The sequence below is a fragment of the Mycobacterium sp. URHB0021 genome (genome assembly GCF_054057895.1).
Map to the genome: position 1 here is coordinate 4,787,730 of NZ_JBSRZT010000002.1, position 22,262 is coordinate 4,809,991.

Annotated in this window: 22 protein-coding genes and 2 pseudogenes; 11 read left to right on the forward strand and 13 right to left on the reverse strand. The window is 67.0% G+C overall.

The features are described 5' to 3' along the window. Positions 1 to 107: 107 nt before the first annotated feature. Positions 108 to 257 (forward strand): annotated as a pseudogene (locus ACVWWN_RS25860) (class I SAM-dependent methyltransferase); the annotation flags it as partial. Here the strand turns inward: ACVWWN_RS25860 and dnaE are convergent. The 8 genes from dnaE to lspA all read right to left on the reverse strand — a co-directional run bounded on the left by dnaE (position 254) and on the right by lspA (position 8,627). Next, positions 254 to 3,781 (reverse strand): DNA polymerase III subunit alpha, encoded by a 3,528-nt coding sequence (gene dnaE, locus ACVWWN_RS25865; RefSeq protein WP_457146390.1) that lies wholly within the window; start codon positions 3,779 to 3,781, stop codon positions 254 to 256. The pseudogene ACVWWN_RS25860 and the gene dnaE sit on opposite strands and share 4 nt — an antisense overlap. Before the next feature lie 57 nt (positions 3,782 to 3,838). Continuing rightward, the gene (locus ACVWWN_RS25870; protein ID WP_457146391.1) at positions 3,839 to 3,982 is read right to left on the reverse strand and encodes a hypothetical protein; all 144 of its coding nucleotides are present in this window, start codon (positions 3,980 to 3,982) and stop codon (positions 3,839 to 3,841) included. A gap of 196 nt (positions 3,983 to 4,178) precedes the next feature. Continuing rightward, positions 4,179 to 4,325 carry a hypothetical protein gene (locus ACVWWN_RS25875; protein ID WP_457146392.1) on the reverse strand — a complete coding sequence of 49 codons (147 nt, stop codon included), beginning with the start codon at positions 4,323 to 4,325 and terminating at the stop codon, positions 4,179 to 4,181. 231 nt (positions 4,326 to 4,556) lie between these two features. Continuing rightward, on the reverse strand, positions 4,557 to 5,816 hold the full coding sequence (locus ACVWWN_RS25880) for an RNA polymerase sigma factor (protein ID WP_457146393.1): 1,260 nt from the start codon (positions 5,814 to 5,816) through the stop codon (positions 4,557 to 4,559). Beyond that, complete coding sequence (locus ACVWWN_RS25885; RefSeq protein ID WP_457146394.1) at positions 5,801 to 6,178, reverse strand: YciI family protein; 378 nt, start codon at positions 6,176 to 6,178, stop codon at positions 5,801 to 5,803. The genes ACVWWN_RS25880 and ACVWWN_RS25885 overlap by 16 nt, the downstream gene beginning before the upstream one ends. 27 nt (positions 6,179 to 6,205) lie before the next feature. Further along, the gene (rarD, locus tag ACVWWN_RS25890) at positions 6,206 to 7,108 is read right to left on the reverse strand and encodes an EamA family transporter RarD (RefSeq protein WP_457146395.1); all 903 of its coding nucleotides are present in this window, start codon (positions 7,106 to 7,108) and stop codon (positions 6,206 to 6,208) included. Continuing rightward, on the reverse strand, positions 7,105 to 8,034 hold the full coding sequence (locus ACVWWN_RS25895) for an RluA family pseudouridine synthase (RefSeq protein ID WP_457146396.1): 930 nt from the start codon (positions 8,032 to 8,034) through the stop codon (positions 7,105 to 7,107). The genes rarD and ACVWWN_RS25895 overlap by 4 nt, the downstream gene beginning before the upstream one ends. Next, complete coding sequence (lspA, locus tag ACVWWN_RS25900) at positions 8,034 to 8,627, reverse strand: signal peptidase II (protein ID WP_457146397.1); 594 nt, start codon at positions 8,625 to 8,627, stop codon at positions 8,034 to 8,036. The genes ACVWWN_RS25895 and lspA overlap by 1 nt, the downstream gene beginning before the upstream one ends. Positions 8,628 to 8,669: 42 nt before the next feature. Between lspA and ACVWWN_RS25905 the strand changes: the two genes are divergently transcribed. Further along, positions 8,670 to 9,599, forward strand: a complete 930-nt coding sequence (locus ACVWWN_RS25905; protein WP_457146398.1) for an asparaginase — start codon at positions 8,670 to 8,672, stop codon at positions 9,597 to 9,599. Between the two features lie 12 nt (positions 9,600 to 9,611). Beyond that, entirely contained in the window at positions 9,612 to 10,076 is a 465-nt protein-coding gene (locus ACVWWN_RS25910; protein WP_457146399.1) for a hypothetical protein, read from the forward strand. Here ACVWWN_RS25910 and ACVWWN_RS25915 read toward each other — a convergent pair. After that, positions 10,058 to 11,422: a DNA polymerase IV gene (locus ACVWWN_RS25915; RefSeq protein ID WP_457146400.1), complete on the reverse strand. Its 1,365-nt coding sequence runs from the start codon at positions 11,420 to 11,422 to the stop codon at positions 10,058 to 10,060. The two genes, ACVWWN_RS25910 and ACVWWN_RS25915, sit on opposite strands and share 19 nt — an antisense overlap. Positions 11,423 to 11,455: 33 nt before the next feature. Between ACVWWN_RS25915 and ACVWWN_RS25920 the strand changes: the two genes are divergently transcribed. Together ACVWWN_RS25920 and ACVWWN_RS25925 are read left to right on the forward strand one after the other, a co-directional pair. Further along, positions 11,456 to 12,187 carry a ferritin-like domain-containing protein gene (locus tag ACVWWN_RS25920; RefSeq protein ID WP_457146401.1) on the forward strand — a complete coding sequence of 244 codons (732 nt, stop codon included), beginning with the start codon at positions 11,456 to 11,458 and terminating at the stop codon, positions 12,185 to 12,187. A gap of 152 nt (positions 12,188 to 12,339) precedes the next feature. Continuing rightward, positions 12,340 to 13,458 (forward strand): acyl-CoA dehydrogenase family protein, encoded by a 1,119-nt coding sequence (locus ACVWWN_RS25925; protein ID WP_457146402.1) that lies wholly within the window; start codon positions 12,340 to 12,342, stop codon positions 13,456 to 13,458. Between the two features lie 14 nt (positions 13,459 to 13,472). Here the strand turns inward: ACVWWN_RS25925 and ileS are convergent, their stop codons facing one another. Both ileS and ACVWWN_RS25935 read right to left on the reverse strand, forming a co-directional pair. Beyond that, on the reverse strand, positions 13,473 to 16,610 hold the full coding sequence (ileS, locus tag ACVWWN_RS25930) for an isoleucine--tRNA ligase (RefSeq protein WP_457146403.1): 3,138 nt from the start codon (positions 16,608 to 16,610) through the stop codon (positions 13,473 to 13,475). A gap of 207 nt (positions 16,611 to 16,817) precedes the next feature. Beyond that, positions 16,818 to 17,167 (reverse strand): annotated as a pseudogene (locus tag ACVWWN_RS25935) (carboxymuconolactone decarboxylase family protein); the annotation flags it as partial. A gap of 118 nt (positions 17,168 to 17,285) precedes the next feature. Here ACVWWN_RS25935 and ACVWWN_RS25940 point away from each other — a divergent pair. Continuing rightward, entirely contained in the window at positions 17,286 to 17,501 is a 216-nt protein-coding gene (locus tag ACVWWN_RS25940; RefSeq protein WP_457146404.1) for a dodecin, read from the forward strand. A gap of 11 nt (positions 17,502 to 17,512) precedes the next feature. Here ACVWWN_RS25940 and ACVWWN_RS25945 read toward each other — a convergent pair whose 3' ends face one another. After that, the gene (locus ACVWWN_RS25945) at positions 17,513 to 18,163 is read right to left on the reverse strand and encodes a hypothetical protein (protein WP_457146405.1); all 651 of its coding nucleotides are present in this window, start codon (positions 18,161 to 18,163) and stop codon (positions 17,513 to 17,515) included. Positions 18,164 to 18,299: 136 nt separating this feature from the next. Between ACVWWN_RS25945 and ACVWWN_RS25950 the strand changes: the two genes are divergently transcribed. The 5 genes from ACVWWN_RS25950 (at position 18,300) to ACVWWN_RS25970 (ending at position 20,927) form a co-directional block, all read left to right on the forward strand. Next, the gene (locus tag ACVWWN_RS25950) at positions 18,300 to 18,677 is read left to right on the forward strand and encodes a helix-turn-helix domain-containing protein (protein ID WP_457146406.1); all 378 of its coding nucleotides are present in this window, start codon (positions 18,300 to 18,302) and stop codon (positions 18,675 to 18,677) included. Between the two features lie 54 nt (positions 18,678 to 18,731). After that, positions 18,732 to 19,466 carry a hypothetical protein gene (locus ACVWWN_RS25955; protein WP_457146407.1) on the forward strand — a complete coding sequence of 245 codons (735 nt, stop codon included), beginning with the start codon at positions 18,732 to 18,734 and terminating at the stop codon, positions 19,464 to 19,466. A gap of 79 nt (positions 19,467 to 19,545) precedes the next feature. Next, complete coding sequence (locus ACVWWN_RS25960; RefSeq protein ID WP_457146408.1) at positions 19,546 to 19,902, forward strand: hypothetical protein; 357 nt, start codon at positions 19,546 to 19,548, stop codon at positions 19,900 to 19,902. Beyond that, entirely contained in the window at positions 19,899 to 20,480 is a 582-nt protein-coding gene (locus ACVWWN_RS25965; RefSeq protein ID WP_457146409.1) for a hypothetical protein, read from the forward strand. The genes ACVWWN_RS25960 and ACVWWN_RS25965 overlap by 4 nt, the downstream gene beginning before the upstream one ends. 12 nt (positions 20,481 to 20,492) lie before the next feature. Beyond that, positions 20,493 to 20,927, forward strand: coding sequence for a hypothetical protein (locus ACVWWN_RS25970; protein WP_457146410.1), 435 nt, complete (start codon positions 20,493 to 20,495; stop codon positions 20,925 to 20,927). Positions 20,928 to 20,953: 26 nt separating this feature from the next. Here ACVWWN_RS25970 and lipL read toward each other — a convergent pair whose 3' ends face one another. After that, positions 20,954 to 22,222, reverse strand: a complete 1,269-nt coding sequence (gene lipL / locus ACVWWN_RS25975; protein WP_457146411.1) for an esterase/beta-lactamase LipL — start codon at positions 22,220 to 22,222, stop codon at positions 20,954 to 20,956. Between the last annotated feature and the right edge of the window lie 40 nt (positions 22,223 to 22,262).

The window sequence follows — 22,262 nt, forward strand, 5'->3', positions numbered from 1 at the left end:
GTACGTTCGCGGTCATGGGGATTGCCACCACGCACCTGACGGCCGTCGAACAGACCGCGTTTCTCACCCTGGTACAGCATCGACCTTCCCGGAATCATCGCGATCATCCGCAGACGTGGAATCCGAGAACGCGCCTGATCGAGGAGACCAGCCTCACCCACGCACCGGAGGTCGACCTGTTCCCGACGTTGTTGCGCATCGCCACCAGACTCAAGTCCGGTGCGCGCCATGGCCGGACCCTGCGTTACGCGTTCTAGCCCAGACAGCCGGGTCCCAGCAGCGCCTTCAGGTCACCCATCAGGGCCGACGACAACGTCACCCGGAGCGACTGGTCGAGTTCCAGCGTGGTGATCCGCTCGCCGCTGATCAGCCGTAGACGCACCTGCGAGGTGCCGGGATGCCGGGCCAGCACCTGCTTGAGCGCGGTGACCTTGTCGATGGTGCACTGCCGCGTCGGCAGGCTGACGGCCAGCGGGCGGTTCGCCTGTGCGCTCGAGAAGTCCGGCACCACAAGGTCGTTGGCGATCAGCGAGATCCGGTCATCGCGGATGGCCACCTTGGCGCCGACCAACACGACGGCATCGTCGGCGATCTCGCCACCGAAGGTGGAGTAGGTCTGCGGGAAGAACAACACCTCGATACCGCCGGTGAGATCCTCGAGTTGCGCCGACGCCCAAGGCAGCCCGTTCTTGTTCACCCGCCGGTTCACGGACGCCAGGATGCCGCCGATCCTGACCTGCGTGTCGTTGGCGACGTCCCCGTCGAGAATCGCCGGGATCTGGGTGTCGACCTGGGCCGAGAGCAGATGGGCGATGCCGTTGAGCGGATGCCCCGACACGTACAGGCCCAGCATCTCGCGCTCTAGGGCAAGCTTGTGCTTGTCCTCCCACTCCTCGTCGGGCACCTTGATGGTGAACACCGCATCGGTGGCGGTGTCGGCGCCGCCGAACAGATCGAACTGGCCCATCGCTTCGGCCTTCTTGGTGCCCAGCACCGAATCGACGGCGTCGGTGTGCACCAGGAACAGGCCCTTGCGAGGATGGTGGAGCGAGTCGAATGCGCCGGCCTTGATCAGCGACTCCGTCACCTTCTTGTTGCACGGGCCGATGTCGATCTTGTTGAGGTAGTCGGAGAAGTCGATGTACTTGCCCTTGTCGGTGCGGGTGGCGATCAGCGACGCAACCACATTCGCGCCGACGTTACGCACCGCACCGAGCCCGTACCGGATGTCCTCACCGACCGAGGCAAAGTTCAGGCCGGACTCGTTCACGTCGGGCGGCAGCACGGTGATGCCCAGCTTCCGGCAGTCCGCGAGGTACACCGCCGCCTTGTCCTTGTCGTCCCCTACCGACGTCAGCAACCCGGCCATGTATTCGGCCGGATAGTTGGCCTTGAGGTACGCCGTCCAGTACGAGACCAGACCGTAGCCCGCCGCGTGCGATTTGTTGAACGCATACCCGGCGAACGGAAGGATGGTGTCCCACAAGGCTTTCACCGCACCCTCGGAGAAGCCGTTGGCGGTCATGCCTTCGTAGAAGCCCTTGTACTCGGCCTCGAGGACCTCGAGCTTCTTCTTGCCCATGGCCTTGCGCAGCGCATCGGCCTTGCCCATCGTGTAGGAGGCGACCTTCTGCGCGATCAACATGATCTGCTCTTGGTAGACGATCAGGCCGTGGGTCTCGGCGAGGATCTCCCGCAGCGGTTCCTCGAGTTCCGGGTGGATCGGCCTGATCGCCTGCCGACCGTTCTTGCGATCGGCGTAGTCGTTGTGCGCGTTCATGCCCATCGGCCCCGGCCGGTAGAGCGCCAACACGGCGACGATGTCGTTGAACTCGGTGGGCTGCATGCGACGCAGCAGGTCGCGCATCGGCCCGCCGTCGAGCTGGAACACCCCGAGCGTGTCGCCGCGACCGAGTAGCTCGTACGCCGCCGGATCGTCCAGCGACAGCGATTCGAGGTCAACGTCGATCCCGCGGTTGGACTTGATGTTCTCGATGCAGTCCCCGATGATCGTCAGGTTCCGCAGCCCGAGGAAGTCCATCTTCAGCAGGCCGATGGCCTCGCACGACGGGTAGTCCCAACCCGTGATCACCGCGCCGTCCTGCGGACGCCGCCACAGCGGGATCGCCTCGATGAGCGGCTCGGAGCTCATGATCACCGCGCAGGCGTGCACCCCGGCGTTGCGGACCAGCCCCTCGAGGCCGCGCGCGGTCTCGTAGATGGTCCGCACATCGGGATCGGTGTCGATCAGTCCGCGCACCTCGGCGGCTTCCTTGTACCGCTCGTGGCTGGAGTCGGTGATCCCCGACAGCGGGATGTCCTTGGCCATGATCGGCGGCGGCAGCGCCTTGGTGATCCGGTCGGCGATCGCAAAGCCGGGCTGCCCGTAGTGCACACGAGCCGAATCCTTCAGCGCGGCTTTGGTTTTGATGGTGCCGAAAGTGATGACCTGGGCGACCCGGTCACTGCCCCACTTGTTGGCCGCGTAGCGAAGCATCTCGCCGCGGCGGCGGTCGTCGAAGTCGATGTCGATATCGGGCGCCGACGGGCGCTCCGGATTGAGAAACCGCTCGAACAGCAGACCATGCGGAATGGGATCGATGTTGGTGATGCCCAGCGCGTAGGCCACCAGCGAGCCAGCGGCCGAGCCGCGGCCCGGTCCGACCCGGATGTCGACCGACCTGGCGTAGTTGATCAGGTCGGCGACGATGAGGAAGTAGGACGGAAAGCCCTTGTCGCAGATGACCTTGATCTCGTACTCAGCCCGGCTGACGTAGTCGTCTCCGACCCCGGAGGGGAAGCGCCGAAGCAGCCCCGCCATGACTTCGTGGTGGAGCCAGGACGCCTGGTCGTGGCCCTCGGGCACCGGGAAGATCGGCATCCGGTCACGGGTTTCCCAGACGTCGGCGTAGGACTGGACGCGCTCGGCGATCAGCAACGTGGAATCACAGGCGCCGGGCAGCTGGTCATCCCACAGCGCGCGCATCTCGGCCGCGGATTTGAGGTAGTAGCCGTCGCCGTCGAACTTGAACCGGTTCGGGTCCGACAGGGTCTTGCCGGTCTGCACGCACAGCAGCGCCTCGTGGTTGTGGGCGGCCTCGCGCGTGACGTAGTGGCAGTCGTTCGTGGCCAGCGGCGGGATGTCGAGCTTTCGCCCGATCTCGAGCAGTCCCTCGCGGACCCGGCGTTCGATGTCGAGGCCGTGGTCCATCAATTCCAGGAAGTAGTTCTCCGGTCCGAAGATCTCCCGCCACCTGGCGGCCGATTCCAGCGCCTCCCGGTCGTGACCCAGCCGCAGCCGGGTCTGTACCTCACCCGACGGGCACCCGGTGGTGGCGATGATGCCGGCGGCGTTCTCGGCGATGATCTCGGCATCCATCCGGGACCACTTGCCGAGTTGCCCCTCGAAGGAGGCCAATGACGTCAGTTTGAACAGATTGCGCAGGCCCGTCGCGTTCTCGGCGACCATGGTCAGGTGGGTGTAGGACCCGCTGCCCGAGACGTCGTCACTCTTCTGGCTGGGATCGCCCCACAGAATTCGCTTGGTCTCGAATCGCGAGGCGGGCGCGATGTAGGCCTCGACGCCGATGACCGGCTTGATGCCCACCGCGGTGGCGCTGTTGTAGAACTCGCTGGCGCCGAACATGTTTCCGTGGTCGGTCATCCCGATGGCGGGCATTTCCAGCCGCTGCGCCTCGGCGAGCATGGGACTTATCTTCGCGGCACCGTCCAGCATCGAGTATTCGGTGTGGTTATGCAGGTGCACGAAGGATCTAGTCATAGATGGGCCAGTCTATGGCGGCCCACCGACACTTCTCGGCGTGTCGGGGTGCGTGTCTCAGCGATCGGTGGGCTTGCGCTTCAGCAACCCGGAAAGAGCTCGCCTCGGAGCGGATTGCTGCCACACCGGCCAACCCAGTTGCGCCATCACACCCGCGCCAATGAAGACGGCGACCAACGCCGTGAACCCCACGCTAACCACGCCGATCAGGGTATTGCGAACGGGGCGCCGAGGAATCGGGTGTTTCCCTAGAAAAAGAACTCCGGCACGGGCGACGGCGGGCGTTCCGGTGCGCGCAGGAAGCCTCGAACAAAACACGCCGTAGTTGCTTGGCAATCCCGCGCATGGCGCTGCTGTCTTGGGATCTGTCGACGAAGCCGGCGTAGAAGCCCGTCCCTCAGAACAATGCGAGCAACATGTCCACCACCGCAGCGGCGTCCGTCGCGGGCGGGATCTCGCCCCGGCCGATCGCGTCGGCGACGATCGACGCGTAGAACGCGTCCACCCGACCGGTCCGCGAAGTCCAGCCGATTCGCCGCCTCATGGCACGACGGCAGCTGTTTCAGCAGCGTATCCCCGCGTTCGGTTTCCGCTATCGGCCTGGAATGTGGCCGCGTGACAGACACGTTCGTTGATCACCTCACGCGCCGACCTCAGAATGCGTGCGCGGCTCTCGGTCCAGTCGGCGCCGACGGGACGGCCACGTCCCCGACCGGCCGGCCGAAGCTGCGCGCTTCTCGCCACCAGCAAACGCTTTGGCATTGCTAAAAACGGGTCAACCGCTGACTCTGTGCAAACACCGCAAAAGGTAGTCGACGAGGCCGGGATCGGTTGTGAGGTCGATGGCCCGCCGATATGCCTCGGCGGCCTCCGCCGGACGACCGGCCTCGGCCAACAGGTGTGCGCGGGTGCTCCAGGCCGGCTGGAACCGGTCAACAGCCGGGTCGCCGATCGCAGCCAGCGCGCGAAGGCCCGCATCCGGGCCGTCGAGCTCGCCGTCGACGGCGGCCGACGCCACCGCCGCGCCCAGCGACGGCGCGACCCGCAGCAGGGCACGGTGCAACGTGCGCAGGGCTTCGTTCTTGACATCCGGGCTGTTGCCATCCGGGCCGATGACATCGGGGCCGGCGGCGCGGCTGCAGTGCACGGACTGAATCGCGGCCTCGTACTGAAAACGGCCGGGTCGACCAAGGGCGTGGGCGCGACGCAGTATCCCCTCCCCGCGGGCGATCAGCGTCCGGTCCCAGAGCGCGGTGTCCTGTTCACCGAGCGGGACGAAGGTGCCGTCGATGCGGCGGCGGGCGGGCCGGCGGGCCTCGGAAAGACACACCAGGGCAGCCAGTCCGAGCACCTCCGGCTCACCGGGCAGCAGTTCCGCCAGCACCAGGGCCAGGTGCAGCGCCTCCGCGGACAACGTCTCGACGGGCGCACCCGCAGGGGTGAGTTGCCAGTCGATCGCGTAGGCGCCGTAGACGGCTTCCAGCACCGCGGGCAGCCGCGCGGCGAGGTCGTCGCGTTCGGGAAGCACGAATGCGATGCCTGCGCTACGGATGCGTTTCTTCGCCCGCACCAGGCGCTGCGCCATGGTCGCCGGTTCTACGGCGAACGCCGCGGCGATGGCGGCGGCCTCGACGCCGAGCACCGCCTGCAGCATCAGCGGCGTGCGGACGTTCGGCGCGATGGCGGGGTGCGCGCACACCAGCATGAGCTCCAGCCGGCGGTCGGGTATATCGGACACTTCATCGAAGTCGGTTGAACTGGCGTAGTTTTCGTCAAGTGGCTCGGTCTTGCGATACGCCGCCGACTTCCACCTGTCACGCAGTCGGTTACGCGCGACGGTCAGCACCCAGCCTTCGGGGTTGTCCGGCACGCCGTCCTGCGGCCACCCGGCCAGCGCGCGTTCGATGGCGTCGGCCAGCGCGTCCTCGGCCGCCGCGATGTCTCGGCTCGGGGCCGTGAGCACCGCAAGTAGCCGACCGTAGGAGCCCCCAACCAGGTCGGCCACCCGCTGTGCCGCCGTTACGGGCTGTACCACCCGCGGTCGGCAGCATATGTCCGCGCCACCGGGCGGATTTCGACCGAGCCCCAGCCGTTCGCGGGGTTGCGTTGCGCCCACTTCAGCGCCGCGTCGAGGTCCGCCACCTCGATGACGAAGATGCCGCCGAGCTTTTCCTTGGTGTCGGCGAACGGTCCATCCTGGATCTCCGGTGCACCGTCGCGGGCGGTGACGGTGGTGGTGGCGATGACGGATTCGAGGACCTCGGTGTCGATCAGCACGCCGGCGGCCGACAGGTCAGCGGCGTAGGCGTCGAAGGCGGCCATCGCCGGCGCCATGTCCTCCTCGGTCAATCCGACTTCGTGGCCCTCCTGGTAGTGCATCAACAGGCAGTACCGCATGACGTGAATCCTCTCTCATTCGGCCCATCACCCGTATGACGATTCGACGGGCACCCGATCGACACGTGCGCGCCGCAGCGCGTCGATGCTGAACACCGCCAGCGCCACCCAGATCAGGCCGAACCCGATCCACCGGCCGACCGGCATCGGTTCATGCCCCACCAGCACACCCCAGGCCATCTGCAGCGCCGGATTCAAGTAGAAGAGCAGCCCGAGTGTCACCATCGGCAGCCGTTGCGCGGCCGCTGCGAACAGCAGCAGCGGTACCGCCGTGACCGGCCCCGCCAGCATCAGCAACGCAGCGTGGCCGGCGCCGTGATTGACGAAGTTGGCCTGGTGGGCGGCCTCGAGCCAGATGAGGTAGGAAACGGCCACGGGCAAGGCCCACAACGTCTCCACGGCGACGCCGACCCGCGGATCGGCGTCGACCACCTTCTTGACCAGACCGTAGAGGGCGAATGTGACCGCCAGGCTCAGCGCGATGTAGGGCACCTGCCCCAATTCCGCGGTCAGCACCGCGACCGCGATGACCGCGAGGATCAGCGCCAGAAACTGGAACCGCCCGATCCTCTCGCGGAAGATCACCACCCCGAGCGCCACGCTGATCAGCGGGTTGATGAAGTAGCCGAGCGCGGCGTCGACCACGTGTCCGTGCGTGACGGCCCAGATGTAGGTGCCCCAGTTGACGGCGATCAACGCCGAAGCGGCCAGGAGTTGCAACCAGGTCCGCAGACTGAGCCTGCGCACGTCACCGAGCCGGCGCCCCACCGCAAGGATCAGCAGGATGAAGACCGCACTCCACACGAAGCGGTGGGCCAGCACCTCCGGCGCGGTGGCGGGCAACAGCAGCAGGAAAAAGCCCGGGCACAACCCCCACCACACATAGGCCCCGGAGCCGAACAACAACCCGGAGCGGCGCGGTTCGCTCACAGTTCGTGGTTGCGCAACACGTCGAGCGCATGCTGCAGGTCGGCCGGATACGGACTGATGAACTCGACGCGCCGACCGTCGGCCGGGTGCGCGAAGGCCAGCGAACGCGCGTGCAGCCATTGCCGTTCCAGGTGCAGCCTCTTGGCAAGGGTCGGGTCAGCACCGTAGGTCAGGTCGCCGGCACAGGGATGGTGCAGGGCGGCGAAATGCACCCGAATCTGGTGCGTTCGCCCCGTTTCCAGCTCGATGTCGAGCAGGCTCGCCGCCTGGTGCGCCTCGACGGTGTCGTAGTGGGTGACGCTGTGCCGGCCACCTTCGGTCACCGCGAACTTCCAGTCATGACCGCGATGCCGGCCGATCGGTGCGTCGATGGTTCCGCTCGACGGGTCAGGATGGCCCTGCACCAGTGCGTGGTAGCGCTTTTCGACGGTGCGCTGCTTGAACGCCCGCTTGAGCAGCGTGTACGCCCGCTCCGAGAGTGCCACCACCATCACGCCCGAGGTGCCGACATCGAGCCGGTGCACGATGCCCTGCCGCTCATGGATTCCCGACGTGCTGATGCGAAATCCCGCAGCGGCCAGTCCGCCGAGCACCGTCGGCCCGCTCCAGCCGACGGTGGCATGCGCGGCGACGCCGGGCGGTTTATCCACCGCGACGATGTCGTCGTCGGAGTACAGGATCGCCATACCCTTGATCTCGACAGGCGTGTTCTGCACCGGCGCAGGCGCTTCCGGCAGCCGCACCTCGAGCCATGCACCGGCTGTCAGCTTGTCCGACTTACCCGCACGGGCGCCGTCCAGATCGACACCACCCTCTTCGGCCAGCGCCGCCGCCGCAGTGCGGGACAATCCGAGCAGCCGGGACAATCCCGCGTCGACGCGCATACCCGCCAGTCCCTCGGGGACCGGCATCGACCGTGTGGTCACTATGCCGAGTCGGCCTTGCGGCCGCCCACGGTGTCGGATTCGTCGCCCGCCCTCCGCCTGCCGATGGTGTCGAAGTCGAAGCCGAACAGCGACAGGACGACGAGCAGGATCGCTCCGCCGACCACCGACGGGTCGGCCACATTGAACACCGGCCACCATCCGATGGACAGGAAGTCCACCACGTGCCCGCGTAACGGTCCCGGTGAGCGGAAGAACCGGTCGACGAGGTTGCCCATCGCGCCGCCCAGAATCATGCCGAGGCCGACCGCCCACCAGGGTGAGACGAGCCTGCGCCCCATCCAGATGATGCCGATCACCACGCCGGTGGCGACCAAAGTCAGCACCCAGGTGTAGCCGGTGGCCATCGAGAACGCCGCGCCGGAGTTGCGCACCAGCGTCCAGGTGACCGTGTCACCGATGATCGACACCGGTTGTCCGGGGGTGAGCAGGCGCACGGCGAGCACCTTGGTGACGATGTCCAGGGCGAGCACCACCGCGGCGACGGTCAGCAACAAGCGGAGGCGACGCGGCACGACCTCGGTCGGCTCCACGTGGGTTGCCGGCTCAGCCGAACCCGATGATTCATCAGTCACTCCCCCATCATCCCTCAGTCGCCATGGGGAATGATTTCGCCCATGGGCCGCCTCCTCGTCGTCACCACCGGCGGGACGATCGCCACCTGTACCGACGTCGACGGCGTGAAGCGGCCATCGCGCAGCGGCGCGGACCTGACCTCTGGTTTGGACGTCGCCGTCGTCGACCTGATGGCCCTGGACAGCTCCTCGTTGACGCCCGGCGATTGGGATCTCATCCGCACGGCCGCGACGTCGGCCGGTGCCGATGGCATCGATGGAGTGGTCATCACCCACGGCACCGACACCATGGAGGAGACCGCGCTCTGGCTCGAACTGACCCACGGCGGCGCGACGCCTGTGGTGCTGACCGGCGCACAGCGTAGCGCGGATGCGCCCGCCGCCGACGGTCCGGAGAATCTTCGTGACGCGTTGACCGTTGCCGGTGCCGACGAGGCGAGGGGCCTCGGGGTGGTAGTCAGCTTCGCGGGGATCGTGTGGCAGCCGCTCGGGCTGCACAAAGTCGCGACCGACGACCTCCAGGGGTTCGACGGCCTCGCCGTCGGCGCGGTCGCGGACGAGACCTTCACGACAAGCGGCACCAAGGAGAGGCCGTTCCTGGGCGCGCTGTCGGCCGCCGACGCGCCGCGGGTTGACATCATCGCGGTGTATCCCGGCGGCGACGCCGTGGCGATCGACGCCTGCGTGGCCGCAGGAGCGCGCGGAATCGTGCTGGAGGCGCTGGGCTCGGGCAATGCCGGCCCGGCCGTCATCGACGGGGTCCGGCGGGTCTGCCGCAACGGCGTCGCGGTCGCGGTTTCGACGCGGGTGCCCGGTGGGCGGGTCAGTCCGGGTTACGGCCCGGGCCGCGAGTTGGTCGACGCCGGGGCGCTGGTCGTTCCGCGGCTGCGGCCGCCGCAGGCCAGGGTCCTGATGATGGCGGCCCTGGCGGCCGGTTCGCCCGTTACCGATGCCTTCAACCGCTGGGGCTGATAGAGAGAAACCATGCGCGTTGGCCGTCCCGTCGTGGCCCTGGCGGTCGTCGCACTCGCACTGGCCTGTGCGCCCGCGGCGGCGGCGGAACCCCCGCCCGGCGCCGACGAGATCGACGGGTACCCGATCGCGCAGGGTAACTACACCACTCCAGGCGACTTCTACTTCGTGTTCTTCAAGACGCCTGACGGCCGCTCATGCGGGATCGGGCCCAACGGAGGCCCGGTCGGATGCGACGCGGTACCCCGCGATGCGCCGCAGGACGCCGACCAGACCGTGGTCAATCCCTGGTCGCCGGCTCAGTACCGCCAGTCGGACACCACGTCCTTCACCCGCAACGTCGATGTGCTGCCCGAGGGCTACCGGCTGGAGAACTGGGGAGCCAGCTGCGGAGTGGGTCACCAGGGCACGGTGCTCTGCCGGACGTACAACGAGCACGGTTTCATCATCTCCAGCACCTACGGCGTGCTCTGGTAGCCGGCCAGCTCGCTCAGGAAATCGGGCCAGTCCAGGCTGTCGACGGGGTTGGCCCGCGACACCCCCGGGGTGTCCTCGGGGAACGTGTGGACCGGTCCTGGTCCGGTGCTTCTGGTCTCGAACCGCACCGTCATCACCCCATGACCGGCACCCTGGATCCAGCCGTGCCCGTGTTCGGTGTGCCTCACGTCGTCGCCGATGCGCCACGCCGGCGCCGTCGCGGCGACATCGGCGCGCGTCTGCGGCACCCGCACGTCGGGCATGTCTTCGGCGACCAGGTCGAGATCCGGGAACAACGATTCCTGACGGACCTCAGTCAGACCTGAGAAGCCTACGCCGACAAGGCGAATGGGCCCGACCTCGACGGGATTTAGAAGCAGCCGGCGCGCTGTTGCGATGAGGGTGCCCGCATCGGCGGTGGCATACGGCAGGGTCGCCGAGCGGGTCAGCGTGCTCATGTCGGATTTCTTCAGTTTCACGGTGACCGTGCGGGCGCCCCGGCCGTCCTTCTCCAGCCGCGAGTGGGCGTGCTCACCGATCGGGCCGGCCGCTTCGCGCAGCTGGTCGAGTGTGGTGAGGTCCTCGGCGAACGTGGATTCGGCGCTGATCTGCTTCGCGGGCGCGTTCTCGGCGACGGGCCGATCGTCGATGCCGAGGGCCAGCCGGTGCAGGGCGGGACCGACGGTGGCCCCGAGAATGTTGGCCGCCTCGGCATCGGACAGCGCCGCGTAAGCGCCGATGGTCTCGATACCGAGCCGGTGCAGCTTCTCCTCGGCGACGGGTCCGATGCCCCAGAGCCGCCGCACAGGAAGCCCGTCGAGCAACGGGCGTTCCTCCTCGCGACCCACCACGCGAACGCCGTCGGGTTTGGCCAGCCCGGAGGCGATCTTGGCGATCTGTTTACCCGATCCGGCGCCCACGGACGCGGTCAGGCCGGTCTGCTCGCGGACCTTGGCCCGCAGCGCCTGGCAGAAGGCCTCGACGTCGGTGCTCGTTGCGCCCGCGAGTTCGGCCGGCTCACCGAACGCCTCGTCGAACGAGAGCTGTTCGAGGACGGGCACCAGCGTGCGCACGGTTTCGAAAACGCGGCGGCTGGCGACGCCGTACACCACGCCGCGGGGCGGCAGGACCACCGCGGCGGCGCCCACCATGCGACGCGCCTGGTGCATGGGCATCGCGGAGCGGGCGCCGTACACGCGTGACTCGTAGCTGGCGCCGGCGACCACACCGCGGCCGCCCAGCCCACCTACCAGTACCGGCCGCCCGCGCAGCGTGGGGCGGGTCAGTTGCTCGACGGAGGCATAGAACGCGTCCATGTCGAGATGCAGGACCCAGCGAGCTACCACACTTGCCGATGCTAGGGCGCTAGCCTGACGTCCATGCCTCAACAGGCCCGGAGCGTCGGCGAGTTCGCTCCCTGGATCGACCATTTCGAAGCCAACGCCGCCGTGCGCGCCCGCGTCGATGCGGCGCTCGACGCCGGCGGACCATGCCCGCTGTCTGACACGATGCGCGGTCCGCTGATCGCGTCGGTGCGGCGATTCCACCTGGGCGAGAGCGGCGACGGAGAACATCTGCTGCGCAAGGCCGCCCTGGCCGGCGACCACGACTACCTCTTTGCCGCACAGCTTTTCGTCGCCGAAGAACAACAGCATGCGGCTCTGTTGCTGCGCCTCCTCGGCTATCTCGGCGGGTCGCCGATGCGCAGGCACTGGTCCGACGTGGTGTTCGTGCGGCTGCGCCGGCTGATGGGTCTGCGCACCGAGTTGATGGTGTTGACCGTGGCGGAGGTGGTCGCACTGTCCTACTACGGCGGATTGGCCGCGGCGACCCCGGACCCGGTGGTGCGGGCGGTGGCCGCCCGCATCGTCGCCGACGAGCATCCGCACGTGCGTTTTCAGCAGGACCGGCTGCGGGCGGGGTTCGCCACGACGGGTGTACGGGTGCGGGCACCTGCGTTCGTCTTGTGGTGGCTGACCGCGGTCGGGGCCACCATCGCGGTGACCGTCGACCACGGCCCCCTGCTCGATGCGCTGGGCTACCGGCGAAGGCGGTTTGTCCGTGATGTGCTGATCGATTTTGCTGCAGTCACGCGCGCAGTGCTCGGGTGAATCACATTGCGCGCCTAAGGCGTCATAGACGAATACAACGCTATTGAATCCGCCCTTCAGGAGCCGACTCGCTGTCTGTAACTTCCGAAAGCCTGCTCTCCGCCGCGCTTCCCGCGACGCCGCAGGATGTGCTCCGTCGAGTCACGGAGCTGGTGCCCACCCTGCGCGCCCGTGGGCGCGAAACGGAGCAACTGCGCCGGATGACCCCCGAGAACGTCCGCGATCTCACGGAGGCGGGCGTTCTCAGGCTCACGCTGCCTGCCGACGTCGGCGGTTTTCAGGCGGACACCTTTCACCTCTGCGAGGTCCTGGCCCAGATCGCGCGTGGGTGCCCGTCCACCGGCTTCATCTTTCTCATCACGCTCGCCTCGCAACCCATGCCTGCGCTGTTCCGCGACGAGGCGGCAGACGAGATCTATGCGACGCCCGATGTGTGGATCACCGGCCCTTTGGCCCCGACCGGTAACGCCGTCCCCGTCGAGGGCGGTTACCGACTCACCGGCGAATGGCGCTGGAATACCGGTGGCGTGCACAGCAATTGGGTGGCGCTCGGGTGTATGGCCGACTCGAAGCCGGACGCCGAGCACGCCATGGCGCTGGTTCCGGCAGCGCAGATCGATCAGCTGGACAACTGGAACGGCGCAGGAATGGCAGGCACCGCGACCAACATCGCGCGGATCAGCGATATCTTCGTGCCCGCGTCACGCGTTCTGAGCGCGCAGAGAATGATGGACGCGGAACTGCCGGCGCGGCGATACAGCAGCGATCGCTACTTCAACCGGCCGTGGGTCATGCTCGCCAACACGCTGGCCGCCGGGACGCTCACCGGCATGGCACGCGGCGCGATGGACGTGTTCATGAAGGTGCTGCCCACCCGGGGACCGATCACCTACACGGGGTGGACGAGAGCGGCCGAAGCGCCGGTGCTGCATCATCAGCTCGCGAGGGCGCAGAGCCATCTGGAAATCGCCGAGATGTATACCGCGCGGCTGATTCGCCAGTTCGACACCGCGTTGGAACGCCGGATGTCGGTGTTGGAACGCGTGCAGAGCCGGGGCTGGTTCGGCGCGGTCACCGAGCACGCCCGCGCTTGTGTGACCGAACTGTTCCGGGCCAGCAGCGCGTCACAGGTGGTGCTCGATGCCGACCTCCAGCGGTACTTCCGCGATGTCAATGTGGTTTCGCAACATGGGCACCTTCAACCCAACAGTGCGACCGAGCTCTACGGCCGGGTACTGGCCGGCCTGGAGCCCGACACCTTCCTGTACTGACGCCGACCCTTCGGTCACGCCTTGGCGATCATCACCCGGACACCGTCACCGATCTCGGTGCCGTCGGCCGGGTCACCGAACTCGAAGCTGGTGGCCAGGATCTCGCGTGCGATCAGGTCGCTGTGGGTGCTCGCCCAGTCCACGCGCTCCCGAGGAACGGCCATCACCACCGAGATGCGATCGGATACCTCCAGTCCCGTCGACTTGCGCAGGTCCTGCAGCTCGCGGATCCGGTCCTTGGCCCAGCCCTCGGCCTCCAACTCCTGGGTGACGGTGCCGTCGAGCACCACGAGACCCTCTCCGTCGGACAGCGCCGCGGTGTATTCGGGATCGGCGGCCACCAGACGGGAGCTGTACTCGTCGGGTGCCAGCACCGCGGGGCCTGCGGTCAGCGTCCCATCGGCGTTGACGACGGCCTCGCCCGCCTTGACAGCCTTGATCGCGGCCTGGACGTCCTTACCCAGCCGCGGGCCCGCCACCTTGGCGTTGACAGTCAGATCGAAGCGGCCGTAGGCGGCGATGTCGTCCGTGAGCTCCACCACCTTGACGTTGAGCTCGTCGGCGATCAGATCGCGGTAGGGTTCCAGCCGTTGCGGATTGTCAACGGCCACTGTCAGTTTGGACAGCGGCAACCGGACACGCAGCTGTTTGGCCTTGCGAAGCGAGGACGCCGCCGAGGCGACCTCGCGAACCAGGTCCATGTCGGCAACCAGCTCGCGATCGGTGGGCAGTTCGGCCGCCGCGGGCCAGTCGGTCAGGTGCACCGACCGGTCACCTGTCACACCGCGCCAGATCACCTCGGCGATCAGCGGGAGCAACGGCGCGGCCAGCCGTCCGACCACCTCCAGCACGGTGTGCAGAGTGTCGATCGCGCCGGGGTCCTCGTCCCAGAACCGCGACCGTGACCGCCGCACATACCAATTCGTCAGCGCCTCGGTGAACTGCCGCAGCTCGTCGCACGCGCGGGAGATGTCACAGATGTCCAGCGACTCGGTGAGGTCTTCGCGCAACTCGGCGAGTTTGGCCAGGATGTAGCGGTCGAGCACGTTGGCCGAGTCGGTACGCCAGGTACCCTTCTCGGGCGCGTAGAGCGACAGGAAGCTGTAGGCGTTCCACAGCGGCAGCAGGACCTGCCGGACCCCCTCGCGAATGCCCTGTTCGGTGACGACGAGGTTGCCGCCGCGCAGGATCGGCGAGGCCATCAGGAACCACCGCATGGCATCGGAACCGTCGCGGTCGAACACCTCGGTGACATCGGGGTAGTTACGTAGCGACTTGCTCATCTTCTGGCCGTCGTTGCCCAGCACGATGCCATGGGCCACGACGGTTTTGAACGCCGGTTTGTCGAAAAGCGCGGTGGCCAGCACGTGCAGCGTATAGAACCAGCCCCGGGTCTGACCGATGTACTCGACGATGAAGTCGCCAGGGAAATGCGCTTCCGCACCTCCCCCATCACCGTCTCCGTCGAACCACTTCCTGTTCTCGAACGGGTAATGCACCTGTCCGTACGGCATCGAGCCGGAGTCGAACCACACGTCGAGCACGTCCTCGATGCGCCGCATCGTCGACTTACCGGTCGGGTCGTCGGGGTTGGGCCGGGTCAGTGCGTCGATATACGGGCGGTGCAGGTTGGTCGGACGCACGCCGAAGTCGCGCTCCAGCTCGTCGAGGCTGCCGTACACGTCGATCCGTGGGTACGCGGGATCGTCGGATGTCCACACCGGAATGGGTGTGCCCCAGTAGCGGTTCCGCGAGATCGACCAGTCACGGGCGCCCTGCAGCCACTTGCCGAACTGTCCGTCCTTGACGTGCTCGGGGTACCAGGTGATCTCCTGGTTGAGTTCCACCATCCGGTCGCGGAACTCGGTGACCTTGATGAACCACGACGACACGGCCCGGTAGATCAACGGGTTCCGGCACCGCCAGCAGTGCGGATAGGAGTGCTCTTGGGTCTCATGCCGCAGCAGGACCGCCCCGTTGACGCCCGCCGCGCGGATCCGGCTCTTCAGATCACGGATGATCTGCGGGTTCGCATCGAAGACGTGCTGGCCCGCGTACTCCGGGATGGTCGCATCGAAGCGGCCCTTCGAGTCGACCGGGGTGACGGCGACGATGCCCGCCGCCTGCGCGGTCACCATGTCGTCCTCGCCGTACGCGGGTGACATGTGAACCATGCCGGTGCCGTCCTCGGTGCTGACGAAATCCCCGGGCAGCACGGCGAAAGCGTTGGGCGAGTCCATGAAATACGGGAACGGCGGCAGGTAGCGGGTACCGAGAAGCTCGCGCCCGAGGTAGCTGGCGAGGATCCGCGGCTCGTCACCGAACTCGCGTGCGTAGTTGGCCAGCCGCGCCTTGGCGAGCAGATGGCGCAGGCCGTCGGGCGCTTCGATCTGTACGTATTCGATGTCGGGGTTGACCGCTACGGCCTGGTTCGACGGCAACGTCCAGGGCGTCGTCGTCCAGACCAGGAGATAGGACCCGTCGAGGGGGCCACCGTCCACCTTGAATCCGACGGTGAGCGCGGGATCCTGACGGCTCTGGTAGACGTCGTCGTCCATCCGCAACTCGTGGCTCGACAGCGGGGTTTCGTCGTTCCAGCAGTACGGCAGCACCCGGTAGCCCTCGTAGGCCAGGCCCTTGTCCCACAGCTGCTTGAACGCCCAGATCACCGACTCCATAAAGCTGGGGTCGAGCGTCTTGTAGTCGTTGTCGAAGTCGACCCAGCGGGCCTGACGGGTGACATAGGCACGCCATTCGTCGGTGTACTTCAGCACCGAGTCGCGGCAGGCGTCGTTGAACTTCTCGATGCCCATCTCGTCGATCTGGGCCTTGTCCGAGATGCCGAGCTGGCGCTGCACCTCGAGTTCGGCAGGCAGGCCGTGGGTGTCCCAGCCGAACCGGCGTTCCACCTTGTAGCCGCGCATGGTCCGGTACCGCGGGACGATGTCCTTGACGTACCCGGTGAGCAGATGGCCGTAGTGAGGCAGGCCATTGGCGAACGGCGGACCGTCATAGAAGACGTACTCGCGCGCGCCGTCGCGGCGGGCGATGCTGGCGCGGAAGGTGTCGTCGGTGTCCCAGTAGTCCAGCACCTCGCGCTCCAGCCCCGGGAAGTTCGGGGGTCCGGCTGCCGGCTTCGGATAGGCGGTCACTGCGTAGTCTCCTGTGCCCATGTCGCTTCAGGCACGGGGACGACGTCGCGCCGGTGCGCGAGCGCCGCGGTACCACCCCGCTTGCGCACCGTGGTGCGCCGCTCAACTGCGGGCGATGACGGGCCCACCCGTTCGGTTCTACTGGGCTGATCAGCTGTTCTTCCGAAGGCTCCCCGGTGATGGCCGGATCGGCGCCGTTCAGTCAGTCTAACGGCCACCGATCCCGTTCGGCTCCAGGCCGTCCGGCGGCCAGCTCGAGACGCCGTCCTCGGGCGGAACGTCGAGACTGTGCGCGATCGATGCGATCATCCGCCAGGCCGCGACCGCCGCCACGAATTCGACGAGAACCGCTGGATCCGAACCGAGTTCGCGCGTGCATGCCGCCCAGGTCCCGGCGCTCATCGCGCAGTCGCTCACCACCTCGTCGGTGGCGGCCAGCACCGCCCGCTCGACGGGACCGAAGCCGGGATGTGCCCGCCAGTCCCGGACACCGAGCAGGTCCCGGCCAGCACCCCGAGTCCACGGGCCACCCGCCAGTGCTGCGTCCACTCGTAGTCGGCGGCTGCCCTGGCCACGTCGAGCGTTAATCGCGGAACCCGGGACTCCGTCAGGCTGTCAGATCCGTGGTCGTCCACTCCCGGCATAGCCGCACCCTCAACCGCGTAGCGTTGCGCCATGAGCGATCACACATACCGAATCATCGAGATCGTCGGCAGCTCACCTGACGGCACCGACGCCGCGATCCGCAATGCGATAGCCCGCGCCTCGGAAACCATGCGGGGCCTCGACTGGTTCGAGGTGCAGTCGGTACGCGGGCATCTGCAGGACGGCACCGTCGGACACTTCCAGGTGACGCTCAAGGTGGGCTTCCGGCTCGAGGAAGCCGACTGACAGCGCGTGACTCAGAACGGCGCGCCAGCGTCCGAGGTCATCTCGAACAGTGCCAGCGGGAACTGCTCGGCCATTTCCTCGATGGTGTAGGCGTCGAAGCGGCCGGTGTCGTACCACCAATCCAGGTGCACCATGCCGTCCATGCGGTACACGCGGAGCTCCAGGGCATATCCGAGGCCGCGCGGAGTCTCGTGCATCGGGACCTCTGAGACGGTTCCGACGTTGTTGAAGAAGATCTCGCACGCGACGCCCACCGGATGCTCCGGCGCCACCGCAAGCCCGCGATGGACCATCCCGAGCAGCTCGGTCGCACTCGCCTGTTGCCCCGTCGCGCAGCTCAGCAACACCGGCTGCAGAAGCCACTGGCGTTCGCCACTGACGTCGACGGCGGCCATGCCGTCCCCGATCGTGCGTGCGATGGTGCGCCCGAGCGCCGCGATAAGTACCTCGTCGGCGGTCAGGTTGAGCCAGCTGGTCGCGCCGTCGAGTTCCGCGGCCAATTCCTCGGTCGGGGTTGTCGACATTCTTCCGAGGGTCTGCGTGTGACCGCTGTCGGCGACAAGGGCAATGTCGTAGTCGGCTATCCGCAACGTTGCTGCGGCGCGGCTGTCGACCGGATATGTGAGGGCGCTGTGCGGGTCAGCTAAGTGCGGTGCCACCATGCAGCTAACCCTACAGCCGTTGTCCCAGAAATGGGAGAGTCCTCCCAGAACTGTGACGCCTGTGTCAATAAAGACTTAGCTGTGGACCTTCCGGGTGTTGCTACCCATTGTCGGGAAGGGGGTTTATTCTCGATGTGTGCCCCGGACCGATGAAAACGGTAGACAGCTCAAAGCCCTGCTCGATTACCTCCTTGACGGAGACATCGATGCCAAGGACATCTACGACGCCCTCGGAATATCGAGTAGCACCTATTACCGCCGGATCAAGGACGACGACTATCCGAATGCGGAAGAGCTGCGCCGGGTCGCCGATACATTCCATCTCAGCTATCCCGATCTGCAGGTTCAGTTCGGTCTGATGAGCCGGCAGGAAGTCTGGCACTACGTCGAATCCTCGCCGTTCGCCATGGCGACGGTGAAGGAGGCGGTGCAGGTGGCACACGGCACCGAAAGGTCCACCCGCACCCGCAAGCTGTCCGAATTGAAGCCACGACTGGACGCCCCTCCCCTCTAGTCTCGATTAGCCGTACAATTTGCTGAACCAGTTCTGCGCGAAGGCGACTCTCCGATGGCTCTAGCAACTCTGATCGCGATCACCCTCGGGTGCATCGCGTGGAGTTTGTGGATCCGCCGGGTTACCTGGACGTGTCGATGGGAAGTTGCCGCCACGCTCAATATCGCACTGCAGGGCGCCGCCGTGATGCTGATGTCCCCGCTGGCGTCGGAGACCGTCGGGCACGGTCTACATGCGCTGACCGGCATGTGGAACCTTGAGGACTATATCGGGCACGACCTCTATATCGTCGCCGCTTCCGCCGTGGTCTACAACGCGCTGGGACGGTTGCAGGACGACCACGCCATGCAGCGCACTTTCAAGATGTACGTAGAGCGCCCGGCGACCTTGTGCATCCCGCTACTGCTCGCCGCGTTCTCGCTCGGCAACGGCGCCCGTATTTACAGGCCCGACTTCTTCGAGGTCCCCACCGATTTCTGGCTGGCCGCGTACTGGCTGCTGCTCTGCGGCACCCTGATCTACCTATTGGGTTACGGATGCCGGGCGCTGCTGGTCTTGCGCAAGGATCCGCGGTCGCGGCGCATCGCGAACATCTATCTGGTGGCGTCGGCCAGCGGCATCATCGCGTGCATCGTGCGGATCACCACGGCCTACGTGCCTACGCTGCAGACGGTCGAGGGTGGCACTCTGGTGTGGTTCTTCGCGTGCATGTGCGGTGCCGGATTCGCGCTCACCTCGGCACAGTCGTGGCGGATCAAGACGAAGTGGTTCACCAACGTCAAGCGCTGACCGTCAGCGTGAGCTGATAGGCCATGAGTGGTGGCTGGGCGGATTCTCTGTGGAGGGTCCGGTTCAGAGGAGGCTGTTCGTGTCGGTGTTGGGAAATGCGCTTGATCCGGCGACGGTGATCGTCGCGGTGGATCCGGGCAAGGCGTTCAATCGGGTGCGGATCAGCGACGGGTCGGGGTTGCTGGTTGACCCGATGTCGTTACCGGTGTCGCGCGACGGCATCTCCGGTTGGAGGTCGAGCTCGGTGGGCGGGATGCCAGGCGATTCGGAGATTGCGGCCGAGGCGACTGGCAGTTTGCACCGGCCGTTGGCTTGGGAGCTGGAGCGTCGCCATCCCGGGTCGGTGCGGGCGTTCGCGCTCTCGGAGACCAAAGCCGCGCGGACTCAGTGGGATCCCGGCGGTTCAAGTCCGACGATCGCGACTGTGCGGCGTTGACGTATCTGGCCCGGCAGGGTCTGGGTCGGCGGTATCGGGAGCAGTCGGCGGTCGAGTCGTTGCGGGCGGCCGTGCGTCACCGGCGGGCGTTGGTGGCCGATCGCAAAGCTGCCCAGCAGCGGCTGCACGCTCAACTCAACGTGCTGTGTCCGGCTTTGTCGGCGCCTGCCGGCCATGGCCGGGCACTGGCGCTGGAGACACCGACTGGACTGGCCGTGCTGGCTTGTGCTGCGGCGTTCGCGGGACGGGCCCCGAAACCACGGTCGTTGATCTGCCGGGCACCGGGGCGATTGACCGTATCCACCACCGAGTATTGGGTAACCCGGTGGCGCCAGTGCCTGCCGCCGCCGGCGGATGCCGCGGCGCGGGCCCACCGGCTGGGCCGTGACCCCGACCGCTACCGCCGGCTGCTGGCCGATCTCAGCGAGATCGACGAGGTGATCGGTGCACTTCTGGCGGTGACCGATGGGCAGGTGTTGACCACGCTTCCTGGCGTCGCGTCGATCCGGGCGGCTGGCTTCGCTGCGCACAGTCTGCTGCTGCCGATCGAGCGGTTCCCCGATGCCGAACACCTGTAATCGGCAACGGGTTTGGCGCCCGCGCTCTACCAATCAGCCACCCTCAACCGGCGTGGACGAATCTCACGCCAGGGTCTGGCCGAGCATCGTGACGCCTTGATGGGCATCGCGTGGGGCCTTTACAGTCGCCCTCCTTCGCCACACGCGAGGCAGAACTGCGCGCCCGAGGGATGGCTCCTATCCAAGCCCGTGTCGCCTTGGCCCGCCACGCCTGCCGACTGGCCTACCGACTCCTACGAATCCAACAACCGTTCGATGGACAGCGCTATCTTCGAGGAAGGCTCAGTCGCGAGCGGTTACGGCCGTTTGGACTATGCCGCACGACGGCGCAACTTAGCTTGCCGCCCGCCGGCGCTGAGCCGCCTTACGGCGCACACCAAAGCCTGCCGTACACGGCGCCTGATCAGCCCACCGAACCCAACCCCGGGCGATCAACGCCGCCCATGACCACACCTTGACTACCCGCGCGAAAGCTAACCGGCGACCGGTCGAGGCACGTCGTACGGAGCCCCGAACGACGGCACCGACTGATATCCGCGCCTGCGGGCCCGGTCGGCGTCTCGGCGGATCAGCGTGTGCAGTCCCGCGAAGGTGAGCTGATCGAGCACCATTCGGGTCAGCAGCCGGTTGTGGACGAAGCCGAACGACAAGCCGCTCGCCGGATCGGCCCAGCCGACGGAACCGGCCAGCCCCGCGTGGCCGAAACCTGGCATGACGCCCAGCAGCGGGACCGCGTGATAGCCGAGGTGAAAGCTCAACGGCGCGAAGATGTTACGGTCCAGCGAGAAACGCGAGGTGCCGGTCAGGCCGGCCACCAGTTCGGCCGAGAGGAACTGCGTACCGTCGATCCGACCGCCGTTGGCGATGGCGCCGTACATCTTGGCCAGGCCGCGGGCGGTGGTCACCCCGTTGGCTGCGGGAATCTCGGCGTCCAGGAACGGGGTGTCGCCCTGCACCACCGACTTCATGCCGGGGAAGTACATCGATCCGAACACCCCGGATATGCCGAGCGCGGCGACCCGGGGCGCGACGAAGTCGAACAGCGGGTTGGCCAGGGTGCCCTGCGGCGCGAGGATCTGCGCAGCCCGGGTGGCCGAGTTCGCCGGCGGTCTGCCCAGATGCAATCCGTCGGTGTTGAGCGGTTCGGCCAGCTCCTCGCGGATCAAATCGCGCATGCCCTTACCTGTGACGGCGCGTCCCAGGCCGGACATCAGCCAGCCGTACGTCAGCGCGTGGTACGCCTGATGGCCGTACAGCAGGCGATTCACCGACGCAGCGGCGATCCGTTCCTCCATCGCGCGGTGGTCCAGCAGCTCGGCCATGTTGACACCGTTGAGCTGGGAAAGCCCTGCGCGGTGCCGCATCACCTCGCGGACGGTGATGTCAGCCTTGCCGTTGGTGGCGAATTCGGGCCAATACTCCGCCACCGGGGTGTCGTAGTCGATCAGGCCGCGGTCGACCAGCCGGTGGATGACGGTGGAGGCCAGGCCCTTGGTCACGGAGAAAACCATCGCGCCGGTGTCGGCACCCCAGTAGTGGGCGCCGCGGCGGTCGGCGTAGCCGGTCCAGACGTCGACCACGGGCTCGCCGTGCAGATATACCGAGAGGGCGCCGCCGCCGAACCGGCGTCCGGGAAACAGCTGCGAGAAACCGCGGACCGTGCAGGCAAAACCCGAGTCCGCCGCGCCCTGGATACCGTGCGGGAGCGCGGCGCTGCGCTCCCGGATCTTGACACCCGTCACAATGTATTGAATTTACCTGCAACCCCGGCAAATAAACGAG